This is a genomic window from Rhodospirillaceae bacterium (assembly GCA_002728255.1).
Classification (GTDB): domain Bacteria; phylum Pseudomonadota; class Alphaproteobacteria; order UBA7887; family UBA7887.
In genome coordinates this window covers 106,575-123,566 of the sequence record PBWV01000020.1, presented here as the reverse complement: position 1 = coordinate 123,566, position 16,992 = coordinate 106,575, and the positions used below count along the sequence as shown (strand labels likewise).

Genomic DNA, 16,992 nt, shown 5'->3' with positions numbered 1-16,992 from the left:
GGCCAATTGCTGGTTTACCTTAATAACTTTTGGGGAGGAAACTGGGGTTGGTGCAAGGCGGGTATAAAATCGCTCAGGGAGGCGAGCGAACGTATTATCAAAGGTGAACTTTCCGGCATCTAGTTCGTCAATATTTTTGCGCATTGGAAACCCGCTTTCCTTAACTTCCTTCCAAACTAGTAGAATGTAAAAAACTAAACATTTATGATTTTTCCTGGATTCATAATATTACTTGGATCTAACGCGAGTTTAATGGAACGCATCACACCTACCCCCTCACCAAGTTCCGAATTAAGAAAGTCAATTTTCCCATATCCTATACCATGCTCTCCCGTACAAGTCCCTCCGAGTGCAAGCGCCCTGGCGACTAGCCTGTCGTGCATACCTCCCGCTTCCTTCAACTCATCGGGCGAATCGGTGTCAACCAAATATACTACATGGAAATTTCCATCGCCTGCATGTCCCGCTATAGGAGCCATTATTGACGAGCCCTCTATGTCAACCTTAGTTTCGCTAATACATTGTGCCAACTGGGAAATGGGAACGCACACATCGGTCACCATTGGTTTTGAACCAGGTCGCAGTGCATTCATAGCGTAGAGCGCGTCATGCCGCGCCTGCCACAAGCGATTTCTATCCTCTGCCTTGGTTTCCCAATTAAAATCCCCGCCACCAAAGCCAGAAGCTATTTCCTGAGCCTGCCTGGAATGCTCTTCAACGGTAGTTTGGCTTCCATGAAACTCGTAAAATAAGGTGTGAGATACTGGATAATCAGTTTTTGAAAAGGAGTTAACTCCTCTCATGGTCACATCATCTAGCAATTCAATTCGGGCTACCGGGATTCCCAACTGAATAGTTTCTATTACCGAACCTACCGCATCATCTATTGAGGGGAAGGAGCAGACTGCCGCAGAAATAGCCTCGGGTATACCGTGAAGTCGCAGCGTGATTTCTGTAATTATACCCAATGTCCCTTCAGACCCTACAAATAGCCTGGTTAAATCATACCCAGCTGAAGATTTTCTGCTCCTAGTAGCTGTGTGGATAATCCTGCCATCTGCCAAAACCACTTTTAATGACATCACAGCCTCCCGCATGGTCCCATACCGTACTGCGTTGGTTCCACTTGCACGGGTCGACGCCATACCGCCAATTGAAGCATCCGCCCCAGGATCAACAGGGAAAAATAACCCCATGTCTCTCAAGTACTCGTTCAACTGTTTACGGGTAACACCAGCCTGCACCGTACAATCAAGATCTTCGGAATTTACTGCAACTACCTCATTCATCTGAGACAGATCAATGCATATCCCCCCATACAACGCTGCTACATGCCCCTCTAGGGAGGTGCCTGTGCCGTATGCAATTATGGGAACTTGGTGCTTCGCGCACACTTCAACGGCATACTGTACATCTTCGGTTTTGCAAGCAAATACCACGGCGTCAGGACTTCGAGGTGCGTGGAACGACTCGTCAGTCCCATGGCGCTCTCGGACAGCAACGGAAGTAGTCAACCGGTCACCAAAATACTCCTTCAGAATCTCAATAACTTTTTCTGACGAACCAAAATCTACCTTGCTTAGCTTTTGTAACTGCGACATCCCATTTTCCTTCACACAAAAAATGATTTGATTAATAACTCTGACCTGCTAAATGACACCCTGATGATGCCCCTTGCTGTACTGAATAACCCGATAATCTCGTCTCTCGAGAACTTTAGTTTGACTAAATATGCATGCCATTGCAAAAGAAATGGTGCAAATTATAAGCACATCCCAGAATCATTGAAATAAACGGTAAAAATGTCTCAAAAAACAGATGATAATGGACCTCTTCAAGTTCATAGAGAACAAGTCCAGAAACAATGGATAGACTACAATGGGCACCTCAATATGGCCTATTACCTACTACTGTTTGACCATGCCACAGACGCCTTCTTCGATGTCATAGGTTTAGGAGAAAATTATTCGAACCAAACTGATGGGACTACGTTTACCTTGGAAGGGCATATTAGCTACTTACAAGAAGTAAGAGAGGGCGATCAACTGAGGTTTGATACATTTGTCTTTGACTATGATCAAAAACGAATACACTACGCCCATACCATGCACCACGAATCTGAAAATTTTATGGCGGCTACCAACGAACTAGTAACACTCCACGTCAGCCAATCAAAGCGAAGAGCAGCTCCTATACCGGACACCGCCTTAGAGTACCTGAATAGGCTAAAAAACAGCCACCAGAACCTGGAGAAGCCACCCGGACTTAGTCGAACAATGGGATTGCAGCAAAAAAAATACTTATAGCATCCAAGATGCGAACAGGTTGTCTTGCCAAACCTGTTCCCCTGGGGCCATGATAGTCGGAAGATGAAAGAGTGGACGGAGAACGCAAATTGCCAGAAAATAAAAGCACCAACTCACCAACCATGATAGTCATTAACCCTCCAGCGTGGCAGAGAGCTCTGTATATGGTTCTTTTCGGACTTATATCCTATGTAGCCCTTTTATTCGTGTACTTTCTCTCCGTAGCGCAATTTATTTTAACAATTATAAACGGACAAAAAAATGACAACCTCCGCTATTTTGCGTCCCGAATAAATGCATACCTTAGACAAATTCTGCAGTTTCTTTCCTTTGAAGTCGACACAGTTCCGTTTCCATTTTCTGCTCTTCCCGAGTCTGATCAAGAAGATCAAACGCATACTACAACGCTGGAGAGATAGCGTTTTGGATGAAGATGCATGGAAACATTTAAGAAAACTGGTAACCAATTTCCCGAGGATAAACGCAACATAGGGAACAGTACTTCCTCCCGTCATATAGCGCCCGGAAAACTTAAAGAACTTAGCCATATAAATAATAAGTTCGCTCTTCTCTCCCTTTTAGAAACACTTGTAGCTCTAGCAATTTCTATCCTGCTCTGCTGGTATCTAGACCACCCAGTAATAACTGTAATTATCCTAGTTTTTATCGGCACTCGCCAACACGCTGTATTCGTCCTAGTGCACGAAGCAACTCACTTCCGGCTATTCTCAAATCGGAAATTGAATGATGCAATGGGAACACTTTTAGGCGCTATTATCTGCATATCTTTTCAGCGCTACAGGAACCTACATTTTAAGCATCATAGCCACCTTTACCAAAAAGAGGACCCTGATCTTCCCCTTCAATCAGGTTACCCCCAAGGTTTTCTCCATCTCTTCAAAAAGCTATCCCGCGATCTATTAGGCGCCACTTTTCTAAAAACCTACGCTTATTTCTGGCGAATATCAGCCACCTTACCTTTAGATTCAAATCGAACCGGCGGTTCACTCCGGCATAGACGCAACTTAGACTTAACTCTCACAGTCCTGGTATATATCTCGGTAGGAACGTTTTCTGTCATAAACGAATTAGCCTTGTTCTTCCTCCTTTGTTGGATTTTACCTTTGCTAACAATAGTACCTGCTATTTTTCGGCTTCGAGCAATCTGTGAACACGGGGCTGTAAGTAACATTATTTGCCCGCTTAACTCTTCAAGGACAAATAGCGGCTCCAAGTTCTTGATTTGGACTCTCTTCCCTCATAATGTTAACTACCATTTGGAGCATCATCTATACCCTTCCATTCCACAGTATAACTTACCAAAAGTTCACCAAGTATTATCAAAGACACAAAGAATGAAGGGTGCTGAATACAAAAATATTGGTACTACACTAAGCCTAATCTTTNCCAAGCCCTAAACTTAGATACCTATTTAATGATGACAATATTTGACCACTCCGCCTACCTCAAACGTTCCTTTCAAAAAGTGAATAAGGGCTAATTGGAGCAATCGCAATCGTGAACAAAAGATCACCAAAGATTATTGCGTTTTCCGGAAGCAGTAGAGATAAATCCTGGAACAAGAAACTTGTAACTATCGCGGGCAATGGAGCAAGGAGCGCTGGTGCCGAAGTAACAAGCATAGACTTAGCCGATTTTCCAATGCCCCTATACAATGGAGANATAGAAGAGNAGCAGGGCTTGCCTAGTGCAGCTCAGGAAATAAAATCTCTCATGATCAAATGTGATGGTTTTCTAATTGCCTCTCCTGAATACAATGGTGGGTATTCGGCGCTACTGAAGAATACCATCGATTGGATATCTCGACCGGTTGCCGGAGAAGAACGGCTCAGGGCCTTTGCTGGCAAAAAAGCGGTGATAATGAGCGCTTCGCCAGGGGCTCTTGGCGGCGTAAGGGGGCTCACCCAACTTCGGCAGATACTAACCAACATCCAGATGATAGTCCTCCCTGATCAAGCATCCATCCCTGACGCCCACAACGCCTTTAAGGACGATGGAGCCCTCAGTGAAGAGTCGCAACACCAGAGGATCTTGGATCTAGGCGTTAAACTTACATTGTTTATCCAGAAACTTAACTAAGCCAAGAGCTAGTTTAGCAATAGCGAGCCCGAAGGTGCTTCTCAAATGACTTGGTTGACAAGGGAGCATCTGTTGCTTTTTCAATCAAGGAAAATGCTGATAATGAGCATCCTAACGAATGGACATTAACATCCAACCATTGCAACAAAGGTTTAAAGTTGCCTGTGCGAATACTGGACAATATATCTGTATTTTTCATCACCGCAGCAGAAAATAGCTGCGCTGCTGCTATAGCACCCAAGGTATAAGTGGGGAAATAGCCAAAATCTCCCCCGTACCAATGAATGTCTTGCAAACACCCGGCGGCATCATCCACTGGTTCAATGTCCAGCAACTCTCTCATTCCTTCCCGCCACGCAGTTGGCAAATCTTCAACCTTCAACTCCCCATCAATCAATAACCTCTCGAGCCTATANCTCAATATAATATGAAAAGGATATGTCACCTCATCAGCCTCTACTCTTATACATCCCGGCTCTACCTTGCAGAGAACGGCCCTGAGTTGATCTTCATCTAGATTGAGAAAATGGCCCTCGAACGCTTCTCGAATATGAGGTGTGATTAGCTCAACAAACTCTTTAGAGCGACATACCTGCATCTCTATAAGGAGCGATTGGCTCTCATGGATAACCATCCCAAGGGCCTCTCCTACTGGCTGGCCCCTCCACCTTGCTGGGAGCCCGTATTCATATAAAGCGTGACCCGTCTCATGCAATACCGCCATGAAGGAAGAAGTAAAATCTTTATCATCATAACGGGTAGTAATTCGCAGATCCTCGGGACCACCTCCTGAAAACGGATGATGGCTTGTGTCTAGTCGCCCACTATCAAAAGGAAACCCAATGATACCCATAATTTTCCTGTTGAGAGCTTCCTGAGCTACAAGCGGGAAGCGTCCATTGAACGACCTCGGCTTACCCTGCTCCTCCAAAGCCCTGCAAAGAACGCTTGGAAGAAATTCCAAAAGGTCTGAAAACAAGCTATCAACATCACGCTCTGTCAAATTTTGTTCGTATTGGTGCAGCAAACAATCATATGGGCTCACGCCAAAACTTTCAGATAAAGAAAAAGCCTTTTGGCGCACCAAGTCCACTACTGCAGAGAACTGCGGGATAATCTCAGAAAAATTTGCACTTTCACGAGCCGAGCGCCAAGCCAACTCACACGCAGAAGTAGTTGTAGCAAGTGATTCTACGAACTTTGATGACAACGCATTCGCGTGCATCCACTGCTGCCTCATTTGAGCTAAGTTGGAGGCCAACCACATATCTGATTGGACATCCGGCTCCTGCTCTGCGCGGGCCAAAAGATCCTCTATTTGAGGGTCTACCAGACGTTCATGGGAAGTCTTTTCTAGTTCCGCAAGCTGGGCCGCCCTTGCCCTCGCTGCCCCTACTGGCATCATTGTAGCCCAGTCCCAAGAAAGTATAGCGCTACTCTCCCGCACTAGAGAAATCCGGGAGAATCTATCTTCTAATTCCGCATAAGAACTTGGCTTACCCGTTCCCATAACCTATCTCGCTCCATCAGGGCGCCAAAATACCCAGATTAAGGAAGCAAAGATTACCAGTGCAAATAACTGGTGCAGAGCGCCTACAAGAACGTGTGAGCCCAATGTCCCCACATTGTACACCCATATAACCAGAAGCCCCATGAACACTTGAATAANTGAAAGCATCGCAGGATGCCGAAGTGCTCGCACATAGAAGGCCCCCGCGACTATCCCCAGCACAGACATAAGAGCTAGACCACGATGAGCAAAATGCAACACTTGACCACTATCTCCGAACTCAGGAACCAACGCACCATTACACAATGGCCAACCCCCACAGGACAATGCCGAACCTGACTTGGCAACTACTGCCCCAGAGATAATTGTCACTAATACAATCAAGGCAAGTGAAAATGGCACAACCGCCTTCTTCTCAACAACAGCCACACCGCCNAGTTGTGCGATTTTAAATATCGACACGGTGGTAGCTAATAGCAGAGATGCCAACGACAGATGCACCGCCACCGACCAAGGACTATTTTGATCAAACACNGTAAATCCACCGACTGCTGACTGAACAAGAAGCAGCAGCAGCGCGAACGCGCCGAGTCCCCAGCAAACAGGGGCCTTTTGTCTAGACCGCCAGCTCAAAAATGTCATCCAACAGATTAATGGTGCGAGCACAACTGCAGCATTCGCTCGATGGATCCATTCCATAAATATTTGGGCATAGGTGTAATCCAAATTTGGCAATGCTGATAACATGGAAGGAAGAGGTATCCACAATCCATAGCAAAGGGGCCAATCCGGACAGGAAAGCCCCGCTCCCATCAAACGTGTCACGGCTCCCAGCATAATTTGCACAAAAATTGCCACAACCGAGGCGGCAGAGATAGTCGCCAACAATGAATTCGATTTAAAGAAAGTCACAAAGCCCACTTTCAGCTATGTACGGTGCTTGAAAAAATAGATTACTGAACTAACAAAAAACACAAAAGCTAGACCAAACCAAGTTAACGCATACTGGAGATGATTATTAGACCAGGAAACCACTGTCTGATCTCTAACGGGAAAGGTATTTTCGTCACCTGTCTGGTTTTTTTCTAAAACAATTGGCAAAACGACAGCCCCTACTTTCCCGGAAATCGCATCAAGGTCTAGCCAGTACCANTGCCCCTTCGATAGATCATTGTTGGGGGTAAACAGCTTTTGCTTCAAAGGCTCTCTAATAGTTGCCTGGATCGAAATCACTCCCTCTCGATCAGCACTTTCCAGTATATATTTTTGTGGCACCCAACCCCTATCTACCGTCACTACATTATCATCCATAAGTCTCAACGGCGTTATCAAGTGTGACCCGGACTGTTTGTTATATATTCTTGGCGAGAGAAAAAATGAATGCTCATTGAGAAATACTCCCTCCACGCTTACACGCCGATAGTTTTGATCAGCAAAGCTTTCAAAACCGTATAGTGTATTCAGGGGAGTAACCTCAAGACCNTGGCGTTCCTCTACCAGAGCAATCAAGGACCTCTTCCATTCCAAACGATCCAATTGCCAAATGCCTAATGATAAAAGCACTACAATCGCACATAAGAAGAAACATAGCATCGAGAATAGCCGCCCATTAATTCTATTACACAACGCTTGCATCGGGTGACCCATAAAAATTATTTTTCCTTAATGGCTGACAACAATCCATGCTTATAGTGGAGACCCAACATCAATGCTTTGAAAGGTCGTAATAACACTATCGAGCCCAAGATACTTGCAGGTGTCCACAGACATAAATGGACCCAGATGGGTGGGCTGGCCATTGTCTCAAGAAATATCGCGGCACCGACTAACACGATCCCTAAAATTAAAACAATAAACGCCGCAGCCCCGTCCCCTATCTGTTCAGAATTAAATTGCAGATGACACTCTCCACATTCTGCAGCCATCTCCAGGAGCCCCACAAACAAATGCCCCCGTCCACATTGGGGGCATTTGCAAGTTAAGCTGACCCTAACTAAAGATATCTGGCTGACCGATTTTCTGGCCATCACCTTCCTAAGAAAAGAACGCCTTGCTCAGCTGCCACCCCACCAATAAATGCAGAAAAACAAAAACAGCCAAACTACATCGACAAAATGCCAGTACCAAGCTGCAGCTTCAAAACCAAAGTGATGGTCTGGCTTAAAGTGATCCCGGTAGGCCCTTCCCAAGCAAACACAGAGAAAGACCGTGCCAATAAGTACGTGAGCCCCATGGAAGCCAGTAGCCATGAAGAATGTCGAAGAATAAATACCGTCAGTAAAGCCAAACTGGGCGTGACCATATTCGTACGCTTGGACCCCTGTAAACGTCGCCCCAAGCAAAATAGTGAGCCATAAGCCCAATCGCACGTGCCCTGCATTTCCTTCACGTAGTGCATGATGCGCCCAAGTTACCGTCGCCCCAGAGGTTAGCAGAATGATGGTATTTAGNAGCGGCAGATGGAAAGGATCCAACACCTCTACACCCTGCGGTGGCCACTCCCCGCCGGTAAAGGCAACGCGATCAACTAGCTGTGCTTCTCCGGCAAACAGGCTCGCATCAAAAAAAGCCCAAAACCACGCAACAAAAAACATTACCTCAGATGCAATAAACAGCACCATCCCATAGCGCATTCCCAGCTGTACTATAGGGGTATGATGACCCTCATATGTAGCCTCCCTGATGACATCTCGCCACCACACCACCATAGTCAAGAGGGTCAAAATCCCGCCTATAGAAGTTAGCGCCACGCCACCAACTATCTCGTGCATAAAAAGAACCAAACCACCTGTCAAANAAAGGGCNGCCAAAGNACCAAGGGCTGGCCAAGGGCTGGGATCCACCAGATGATAAGGATGTTTTGCGGTATCGGTCATGAGCTCAAATCTCCTACTAGGAACCAACGCTTTTTAATCATATCGACAACTATTATCTCGCCATTATAAACGTCGACCCTCCTCTGGGCCCGCGTCTTTTATGGCTGCTCTCTTCTTCAACTCAAAAAACGTATAAGAAAGGGTCACCGTGTTAATGCCTGCCATATCCGGATCGGATTCTATAGACTTTTCCACAAAGAAACTTACGGGGAGATCCACGCTCTCACCAGGCGATAACTCTTGNTGCTCAAAGCAGAAACAGTCAATTTTTGAAAAATAGTTTCCAACACGAAGAGGAGTAACGTTATAGGTTGCCGTGCCGGTGATTGTCTCATCGCTTAGATTAGTAACACGATAGAAAGCTAAAGTTGGCTCGCCTACTCTTACAACAACCCTTCCATCAACCGGCTCGAACTCCCAAGGCAGATCGCGATTGACATCGGCGTTAAACCGCACCGTCAACTCCCTATCCCCCAAGGCAGGAGGCATTCCCGCTGCCACCTGCGGAGTTCCACCGTACCCTGTCACCCTGCAAAATAGGTCATACAAAGGAACCGATGCATAAGACAGTGTCACCATGCCTACAACAAGCCCCACCAGGCTCGCCGCCGTGGCCACAGCCCTTTTATCCCCCCTCATTGACCTGGCTCCGGATTTAATTTCGCTAGGGTTATAAGAAAGAACATGACAACCAAACCCGCGAGCATCAAACCAATTGCCAGGTTCTTAAGTTTTTGTCGCCGATGAAGGTCATGTAATGGCATAGCAAATTCAAACCACACTGAGACCGAGGGAAGACATACTGACCATATGGTCAATGCTCAATCCCAGAAAAACAACAAAAAGATAAAAAATAGAATAGCCAAACAATCGCCGGCAGGATTCATGACTGGTGGAAATAAAAACGGAGAAGGCTAACGCCAAAAACCCTAAGCCTAGGATCGCCGCAATAGCACCATACACAAAACCACTAAACCCAACAAAAACTGGCCCAAAAGAGCATGCCACAAGTAGCATGCTATACCAAAAAATTTGACTTCTAGTCCTCCTTGCACCAGCTACCACGGGAAGCATTGGCACATTAGCCTCCTTATACTCCTCAGCCCGTGTTATCGCTAGGGCCCAAAAATGGGGCGGCGTCCAGAGAAAAATNATGGCAAACAATATAATAGGTAACAATGTGACATCACCCGATGTAGCAGCCCAACCCACCACTGGAGGGAGCGCGCCCGCTGCACCTCCAATCACAATGTTCTGGGGCGTGCGCCTCTTTAACCACATGGTATAAACAAAAACGTAGAAAAAAATCGTAAACGCAAGAAGTGCGGCTGCCACCCAATTAGCCGCTAAGCCCATCAAAGTGACAGATCCAAAGGAAAGCCATACACCGATACCCAACGCCGAACCTGGGCTCACTCGACCGGAAGGTATAGGCCGATTTCGGGTACGCTCCATCTTAAAATCAATATCGCGATCAAACCACATATTGATTGCCCCAGAAGCCCCGGCCCCAACCGCAATACAAAACAGTGCTGTTATGGCCAGAACGGGGTGGATCGTCGCTGGAGATAAAAACATCCCGACAAGCCCAGTAAAAACCACTAACGACATCACTCGCGGTTTCAATAGGGCAAAGTAATCCGAGATATTGGCGGCCGACGCCAATGACATCGGCGAATGTATCTCCCTCACCGCACCATCAGTCATCAATGCCCTCCGAGAAAATCCGACAACATTTATTTAATAACCGGGAGTTCATCATAGGTATGAAACTCAGGCGGAGAGGGTAACTTCCACTCCATCGTTGTTGCACCCTCACCCCACGGATTTTCCGAAACGCGCTCCCCAGATGTGACAGTCCTGATAAGAATATACACAAACAAAAGCGCCGAAAATGCAGACAAGTATGACCCCAGAGAAGCCACCATATTCCACCCCGCAAAAGCATCCGGGTAATCTGCGTAGCGCCTTGGCATCCCAGCCAAACCCAAGAAATGCATTGGGAAAAAGGTTAGGTTAACGCCAACAAACAGAGTCCAAAACTGCAATTTACCTAATGCCTCGGAGTATTGCCGACCACACATCTTGCTAAGCCAGTAATAAATGCCCGCAAAAACCGAGAATACAGCCCCCAAACTCAGGACATAATGAAAATGGGCGACAACGTAATAAGTGTCATGCATAGGAATGTCTATTCCCGCATTTGCCAGAACCACCCCTGTAACACCACCAACAGTAAACAAGAAGATAAACCCGATGGCATACAACATTGGCGTTTTAAACTCTATAGAACCACCCCACATGGTCGCTATCCAGCTGAAAATTTTAATGCCAGTTGGAACCGCAATCACTAGTGTCGCTAACATAAAGTAAGCCCGTGTATCGGTATCCATCCCAACCGTATACATATGATGAGCCCAGACCACGAAGCCAATAAACCCTATCGCNACCATNGCATATGCCATCCCAAGATATCCAAAAATGGGTTTTCTAGAAAAGGTGGCGACTACCTGTGACACTATTCCAAAACCAGGAAGAATAAGTATGTAAACCTCCGGGTGGCCAAAAAACCAAAATAAATGCTGGAATAGAAGCGGATCTCCCCCCATTGAAGCTTCAAAAAAGGCTGTCCCAAAATTCCTATCTGTGAGAAGCATAGTAATTGCGCCAGCCAGAACCGGCAAAGACAAGAGCAATAAGAATGTTGTAACCAAAATGGACCATACAAATAGCGGCATCTTATGCAGGGTCAGTCCCGGCGCCCTCATATTCAGAATAGTCGTGATAAAATTAATCGAGCTAAGGATTGATGAAGCTCCGGCTAGATGCAAACTGAAGATCACTAGATCAACAGCTGGCCCCGGATGACCAGACGAACTCGAGAGTGGAGGATATATCGTCCAACCCGTCCCTGCGCCCTTCCCGCCAGGGGCCCCTTCCACAAAGGCCGAAGCCAAGAGCAATGTAAGCGAAGGTATCAACAGCCAAAAACTAATGTTGTTGAGCCTCGGAAACGCCATATCAGGGGCCCCAATCATGATTGGCACCATCCAATTCCCAAAACCGCCAATCATAGCCGGCATGATCATAAAAAAGATCATCAACAGTGCATGTGCTGTAACAAACACGTTGTAGACGTGATGATTCCCACCAAAGATCCCGTCCCCGGGAGTACTCAACTCTATCCGCATAACAACGGAGAACCCAGCCCCGATTAGGCCGGCCAAAATCGCGAACACCAAATACATGGTTCCGATATCTTTGTGGTTGGTCGAATATAACCAGCGGCGCCAACCTGTTGGATGATGGGCGTGCCCGGCTGCCTGTGTGTCAGTTGAACTCATTACAATCCACCTTTTCTAACTCGCTTGTTACCGTGTCGTATCTATTTGGGCTGCGGCAACGTCTACATCTGACCTCACCCTAGCATATTCATCATAAGCCTCAGCTAACCACTCCTGATAGTCTGCTTCCTCCATTGCCTCCACAGCAATTGGCATAAAAGCATGACCTTGACCGCACAGTTCTGAACATTGGCCATAATAAACACCCGGTTCATCTACTTGAAACCACAACTCATTCAATCGTCCTGGGTAAGCGTCCATTTTGACACCAAGGGCCGGAACGGCCCACGCATGAATTACATCTGCAGCAATTAACTGAACCCGCACAACCTTTCCAACNGGAACAACGACCTTTGTATCAGTTGCCAAAAGGTAGGGCTCACCCTCTTCCTCTGCATCTTCCTGCTCCATCTTGAAAGCATCGAATTCAAAACCAGCATCACTGTATTCGTAACTCCAGAACCATTGGTACGCCGTAGCCTTAATATTCAAATCAACCTTTTCCGGCACGGTGTCCTGATAATACAGAAGCTTAAAGCTTGGCACAGCCATCACGACCAGGATGACTATAGGGATCGCCGTCCACAGAACCTCTAACAAAGTGTTATGTGTGACCTGCGACGGGTTCGGNTTAGCCTTAGCATTAAATTTTATAACTACATAGATAAGCAACCCCAGAACAAACAGNGTTATTATAGTTATAAGGATTAAGACCTGATTATGGAGAGTCGCTATCGCTTCCATAACAGGCGACGNAGCCCTCTGAAAACCCAACTGCCAATCAAACGGCTGTCCTGTTTCTGCGTTAGCCCACGCCTGCGCTCCCGGCACCATTACAGTCGCCACAAAAGCTGCTAACCCGGGCAGGATGTTTTTCATAAACATACTCACTAATACCTTTCCACTGGTCCCCCAAACAACCATCGCCACCCCTCTGAGGCAGCGTTGTCTCCCAATCCTAAAAAGGGGTGGATTTAGCACTCAACCCCTTCCTAGACAACACCATATACAGCGAGAGAGCCCATAATCAACCCTTTAGACCAAACCTCAAGGACTACGCCGATAACAATACCCGATAATGCGCTCCATAAAAACCACTGTAGCAGCCTTTAACAGCGCTAACCGCCTCTAAATAAGCCCNTGAAAGGCTGCTGGGTAGCCCCCCAATCTGATTGGCGCCTTCGACCCGCAGCCGAACATTACGTCTCTTTTTCGGTCGACTTGAGGCTTTCCCAATCATCGATGTTCTATCTTGCTGCCTTTCTACTAGATTGCCTCACAGATCCCAGGAGCTAACAACGAATCAGAGGCCGAACATCAGACGCAAACCTTTCAATTTGTTCCATGTAATCCTCGCTAGGCCCCACAAAATCCAAAACAAAATGGCGAATACCGGCATCAATATACTCTTGCATGCGATCTGCTATCGCTTCCGGGGAACCCAGGGCACAATACTTTTTAGCGGCTTGCCTAAAATCCATTCCGTACCTCTCACTCAGGAAAGCGCTCGCGGTGTCCAACGCTCTCTCATACTCATTATCAATCCTAAGGAATAATAGATGGCCAGTTCCAAAAGTTCCAACGTCACGGTCCACCGCCTCAGCAGCGCTAGAAATTTTGTCTAAGGAATCCCGAAACATTTTTGGGGTTACAACGTAAGATATATACCCATCACATACTCGCCCAGCTCGTTTCAAAGCANTATCAGATCGACCACCAGCCCATACTGGAGGGCCTCCTTCTTGAAGTGGTTTGGGCAGCAACTCAATCTCGGAAAATGATAAACTGGCTCCGCTATGGCTCGCTGTGCCTGGTCGCCATAGTTTCTTCAGCACTTCCAGGTTCTCATCCATAAGTCGACCACGTTGGGACACGTCAACACCACAAGCTTTGAACTCCGTCGGAAACTCACCCCCGACCCCCACCCCAAAAACTAATCGGCCTCCACAAAGGTGATCTAAGGCTGCAATCTGTTTTGCTACTGGAGTGGGATGCCTCAGGGGCAAGAGATATATCGCTGTGCCAAATGTCATACGGTCACTCAGAGCTGCCGCCCAAGCTAACTGAGAAATAGAATCCATAATGGGTACAGGGAAGGCCACATGGTCACCAACCCACATTGAATCAAAACCTAACTCGTCAACCAATCTAACTAAGCCCTTAGCATCCCCCAGATCTGGAATCCAAGGCGACGCGGAGTTTCCCGTCCTCCTGAAGATGCCTTGGACCCCAAACCTGACCGTATCTTCCAATAAGAGCGCCATTACTTCCACCACTATCAAATTCAAGGGGCATCCAAATATACCTCGTCGCAAACGAAGAAATTGGAAGTTGTAGAAAACCAAAATACACTATACTCAAGTCGGTACAAAGGCAGTTAATCGCAGTCTCAGGAAGAGCAAAAATGACAGATATCGCCCGGCTAAATAAATTATTTTTTGACAATACCGACCTGAACCAAACAAGATTGGAATCCGTCGTTGACGACGCTCTAGCTGGGTCAGACGATGGCGAATTATTTCTGGAATATAAGCAATCTGAGAGTTTCGCTTTTGACGACAGCAAATTAAAAGCGGCGAATTTTGACACATCGCAAGGGTTCGGCTTACGGGCGGTCTCAGGTGAGTGCACTGGATACGGCCATGCGTCGGAACTGAGTGAGTCTGCAGTTCGCCGCGCAGGGGAAACGGTAAAGACTGTCAGAACTGGCGCAGGGGGCGTAATGGCCAGTGCCCCTCCCACTACAAACCAGCAGCTATATTCGGATGAAAACCCTCTGCAACAGGTGCCTTTCGAGAAGAAGGTGAAATTGCTGCAGGAAATTGATGCATATGCTCGGGCCAAAGACCCTAAAGTACAGCAGGTGATGGCCTCGTTGACCGGCAACTGGCAGGCAGTGGAAATACTTAGGGCTGGAGGCAAACTCACTGGCGACATTCGGCCACTGGTTAGACTTAGCGTCTCGGTTGTGGTTGGTGACGGCGATACCATGGAAAGTGGAAGCTATGGTTCAGGCGGGCGCTTTTCGTATGAGGCTTTTCTACAAGAACACACTTGGCAAAAGCACGTGGATGAGGCCTATCGGCAAGCCAAGATTCTGTTAAAAGCCGAGCCGGCTCCTGCAGGTGAAATGCAAGTTGTTCTGGGATCTGGCTGGCCAGGCATACTGCTTCATGAAGCAATAGGTCATGGCCTTGAAGGAGATTTTAACAGGAAGGGGACAAGTGTCTTCTCCGGCCTCATGGGCGAACGTGTAGCCGCTCCATCGGTTACGGTAGTAGACGATGGAACTATCGGAAACCGCCGTGGATCTTTGTCGATAGATGACGAAGGCACTCCTACCCAGTGCACCACTCTAATTGAGAATGGAATCCTGGTCGGCTATATGCAGGATAGGACAAACGCAAAATTGATGGGCACAAAATCTACTGGCAATGGTCGCCGCCAAAGCTTTGCCCATCAGCCCATGCCGCGAATGCGAAATACCATAATGCAAGCTGGCAACGAGAACCCTCAGGAAATCATTAATTCCGTAAAAAGCGGATTGTATGCAGTAAACTTTGGCGGTGGCCAAGTTGATATTACGAATGGCAAATTTGTGTTCTCAGCTTCCGAAGCATACAAAATAGACGATGGAAAAATAGGGGCACCCGTGAAAGGGGCAACTCTCATTGGTAGCGGATTTGAAGTCCTTAAAAACGTAAAGGCTGTAGGCAACGACATGGAGCTGGATCCTGGAATTGGCACCTGTGGAAAGAATGGCCAAGGCGTCCCCGTAGGAGTAGGGCAACCAACCCTTCTAATAGATGGGCTTACGGTTGGAGGGACTGAGGCTAGCGATTGAACTATTGCTCTGGGCAAACCCAGTGCGCAAGTACGCCGACAACGCCTAAATTACCAAGACGAGCTTGTGCTATATTGTTGGAACAGGATAAACAGCCAAGTCGTAGGCTGGGCGTTGGGAAATGGCCTTAGAGTGGAGAAAAACGTCTACTGCGACTTCGAATGCTTGCTGGGTGATTTCTAAGTGGGGGCTCCAGCAACCAAGCTTTTGATAAAATCGAATAGTGTTAGCAAGAGCTTCGACGTGAATTTCTGGAAAAAACTCAGCTTCCATTCGCGCAATCTCCTCTGGTGAACCGGTAATGGCGAACTCCCTCCCCAACCTGTAGGCGCGCATGAAGGCCATAGCCATATCAGTTCTGAGCCATTCCGCTTTAGCGGCCAGAGTGGAAAATGCTACCGGGCCAATTGCCTTGCCTACCGAGGCGACTATCTGACCAAGCCCATCTTGCTCGAATTGCTGAGGCAGAGGACCCTGAGCATGTATATAGTCACCCACCCCGGAGCGAAATGCGGCCTCCATCTCCTCTGGAGAGCCGGCATCAATAAAATTTACTTTGCTATCGTCCAAACCTGATTTCAGGCAACCATAACGAAACATAGCCATCGGCTGTCCACCATGATCTACCAAAACATCCTTTCCTACCAGATGAGACCACGAAAAATTGGATTCGTTGTCCCGCCCAAACAGAAAGAAGCCATCCGTCTCGTTGATCTGAGCGAAGTGCACGACATCGGGCTTACGGCCATCAATTGCTGGCCCAAAGGCAGCCGAAACTGCAGACTGTGCTACATCCACAGTGCCGCCCAAGATTGCGCTCATAGCTGTTTGCTCCGGCGTGGACACACTGTAACTATGCTTAAGCCCCTCACGATCCAGAAAGCCACCCGCCATAGTCAAAATCAATGGACTGTAAAACGCAGAAAATCTCGAAAACTCAATTCTAATGTGTTCCATGTAGCTACCCCACCTAGTGGATTAAGAAACAACACGCTTAAAAGCCCAAAGGCCT

The 16,992-nt window shown here is 47.2% G+C and carries 17 protein-coding genes; 5 read left to right on the top strand and 12 right to left on the bottom strand.

Annotated elements, in window-relative coordinates; genetic code table 11:
• Positions 1–194 precede the first annotated feature (194 nt).
• Positions 195–1,601: an FAD-binding oxidoreductase gene (locus CMM32_06095; GenBank protein MBT06473.1), complete on the bottom strand. Its 1,407-nt coding sequence runs from the start codon at positions 1,599–1,601 to the stop codon at positions 195–197.
• 201 nt (positions 1,602–1,802) lie between these two features.
• Here CMM32_06095 and CMM32_06090 point away from each other — a divergent pair, with 201 nt between their 5' ends.
• The 4 genes from CMM32_06090 (at position 1,803) to CMM32_06075 (ending at position 4,406) form a co-directional block, all read left to right on the top strand.
• On the top strand, positions 1,803–2,306 hold the full coding sequence (locus tag CMM32_06090; protein MBT06472.1) for a thioesterase-like protein: 504 nt from the start codon (positions 1,803–1,805) through the stop codon (positions 2,304–2,306).
• Between the two features lie 71 nt (positions 2,307–2,377).
• Positions 2,378–2,725 (top strand): hypothetical protein, encoded by a 348-nt coding sequence (locus CMM32_06085; protein ID MBT06471.1) that lies wholly within the window; start codon positions 2,378–2,380, stop codon positions 2,723–2,725.
• A gap of 18 nt (positions 2,726–2,743) precedes the next feature.
• Positions 2,744–3,724: a hypothetical protein gene (locus CMM32_06080; GenBank protein MBT06470.1), complete on the top strand. Its 981-nt coding sequence runs from the start codon at positions 2,744–2,746 to the stop codon at positions 3,722–3,724.
• Between the two features lie 97 nt (positions 3,725–3,821).
• Positions 3,822–4,406 (top strand): NADPH-dependent FMN reductase, encoded by a 585-nt coding sequence (locus CMM32_06075; protein MBT06469.1) that lies wholly within the window; start codon positions 3,822–3,824, stop codon positions 4,404–4,406.
• A 13-nt stretch (positions 4,407–4,419) separates the two neighbouring features.
• On the opposite strand, the gene CMM32_06070 is transcribed toward CMM32_06075, so the two are convergent.
• From CMM32_06070 to CMM32_06025, 10 genes are all read right to left on the bottom strand, one after another.
• Positions 4,420–5,916: a carboxypeptidase M32 gene (locus CMM32_06070; protein ID MBT06468.1), complete on the bottom strand. Its 1,497-nt coding sequence runs from the start codon at positions 5,914–5,916 to the stop codon at positions 4,420–4,422.
• Between the two features lie 3 nt (positions 5,917–5,919).
• Positions 5,920–6,828, bottom strand: a complete 909-nt coding sequence (locus tag CMM32_06065) for a hypothetical protein (protein MBT06467.1) — start codon at positions 6,826–6,828, stop codon at positions 5,920–5,922.
• 15 nt (positions 6,829–6,843) lie between these two features.
• Positions 6,844–7,563, bottom strand: coding sequence for a hypothetical protein (locus CMM32_06060; GenBank protein MBT06466.1), 720 nt, complete (start codon positions 7,561–7,563; stop codon positions 6,844–6,846).
• A 5-nt stretch (positions 7,564–7,568) separates the two neighbouring features.
• Positions 7,569–7,943, bottom strand: coding sequence for a hypothetical protein (locus CMM32_06055; GenBank protein ID MBT06465.1), 375 nt, complete (start codon positions 7,941–7,943; stop codon positions 7,569–7,571).
• Between the two features lie 27 nt (positions 7,944–7,970).
• Positions 7,971–8,792 (bottom strand): cytochrome c oxidase subunit 3, encoded by an 822-nt coding sequence (locus CMM32_06050; protein ID MBT06464.1) that lies wholly within the window; start codon positions 8,790–8,792, stop codon positions 7,971–7,973.
• Positions 8,793–8,855: 63 nt separating this feature from the next.
• Entirely contained in the window at positions 8,856–9,431 is a 576-nt protein-coding gene (locus CMM32_06045; GenBank protein ID MBT06463.1) for a cytochrome c oxidase assembly protein, read from the bottom strand.
• Between the two features lie 132 nt (positions 9,432–9,563).
• Positions 9,564–10,499: a protoheme IX farnesyltransferase gene (locus CMM32_06040; protein MBT06462.1), complete on the bottom strand. Its 936-nt coding sequence runs from the start codon at positions 10,497–10,499 to the stop codon at positions 9,564–9,566.
• 29 nt (positions 10,500–10,528) lie between these two features.
• A complete protein-coding gene (gene ctaD, locus CMM32_06035) occupies positions 10,529–12,136 on the bottom strand; it encodes a cytochrome c oxidase subunit I (protein ID MBT06461.1) in 1,608 nt (535 codons plus the stop codon).
• A gap of 27 nt (positions 12,137–12,163) precedes the next feature.
• Positions 12,164–12,970 (bottom strand): cytochrome c oxidase subunit II, encoded by an 807-nt coding sequence (coxB, locus tag CMM32_06030; GenBank protein MBT06460.1) that lies wholly within the window; start codon positions 12,968–12,970, stop codon positions 12,164–12,166.
• Positions 12,971–13,428: 458 nt separating this feature from the next.
• Positions 13,429–14,400 carry a hypothetical protein gene (locus CMM32_06025; protein ID MBT06459.1) on the bottom strand — a complete coding sequence of 324 codons (972 nt, stop codon included), beginning with the start codon at positions 14,398–14,400 and terminating at the stop codon, positions 13,429–13,431.
• 140 nt (positions 14,401–14,540) lie between these two features.
• Here CMM32_06025 and CMM32_06020 point away from each other — a divergent pair, with 140 nt between their 5' ends.
• Complete coding sequence (locus tag CMM32_06020) at positions 14,541–15,980, top strand: metalloprotease TldD (GenBank protein ID MBT06458.1); 1,440 nt, start codon at positions 14,541–14,543, stop codon at positions 15,978–15,980.
• Between the two features lie 69 nt (positions 15,981–16,049).
• Here CMM32_06020 and CMM32_06015 read toward each other — a convergent pair whose 3' ends face one another.
• A complete protein-coding gene (locus CMM32_06015) occupies positions 16,050–16,937 on the bottom strand; it encodes a hypothetical protein (GenBank protein MBT06457.1) in 888 nt (295 codons plus the stop codon).
• Between the last annotated feature and the right edge of the window lie 55 nt (positions 16,938–16,992).

Coding starts and splice junctions, on each gene's coding strand:
- CMM32_06095 (MBT06473.1), bottom strand. CDS start 1,601: ATGTCGCAGTTACAAAAGCTAAGCAAGGTAGATTTTGGTTCGTCAGAA.
- CMM32_06090 (MBT06472.1), top strand. CDS start 1,803: ATGTCTCAAAAAACAGATGATAATGGACCTCTTCAAGTTCATAGAGAA.
- CMM32_06055 (MBT06465.1), bottom strand. CDS start 7,943: ATGGCCAGAAAATCGGTCAGCCAGATATCTTTAGTTAGGGTCAGCTTA.
- CMM32_06020 (MBT06458.1), top strand. CDS start 14,541: ATGACAGATATCGCCCGGCTAAATAAATTATTTTTTGACAATACCGAC.
- CMM32_06015 (MBT06457.1), bottom strand. CDS start 16,937: ATGGAACACATTAGAATTGAGTTTTCGAGATTTTCTGCGTTTTACAGT.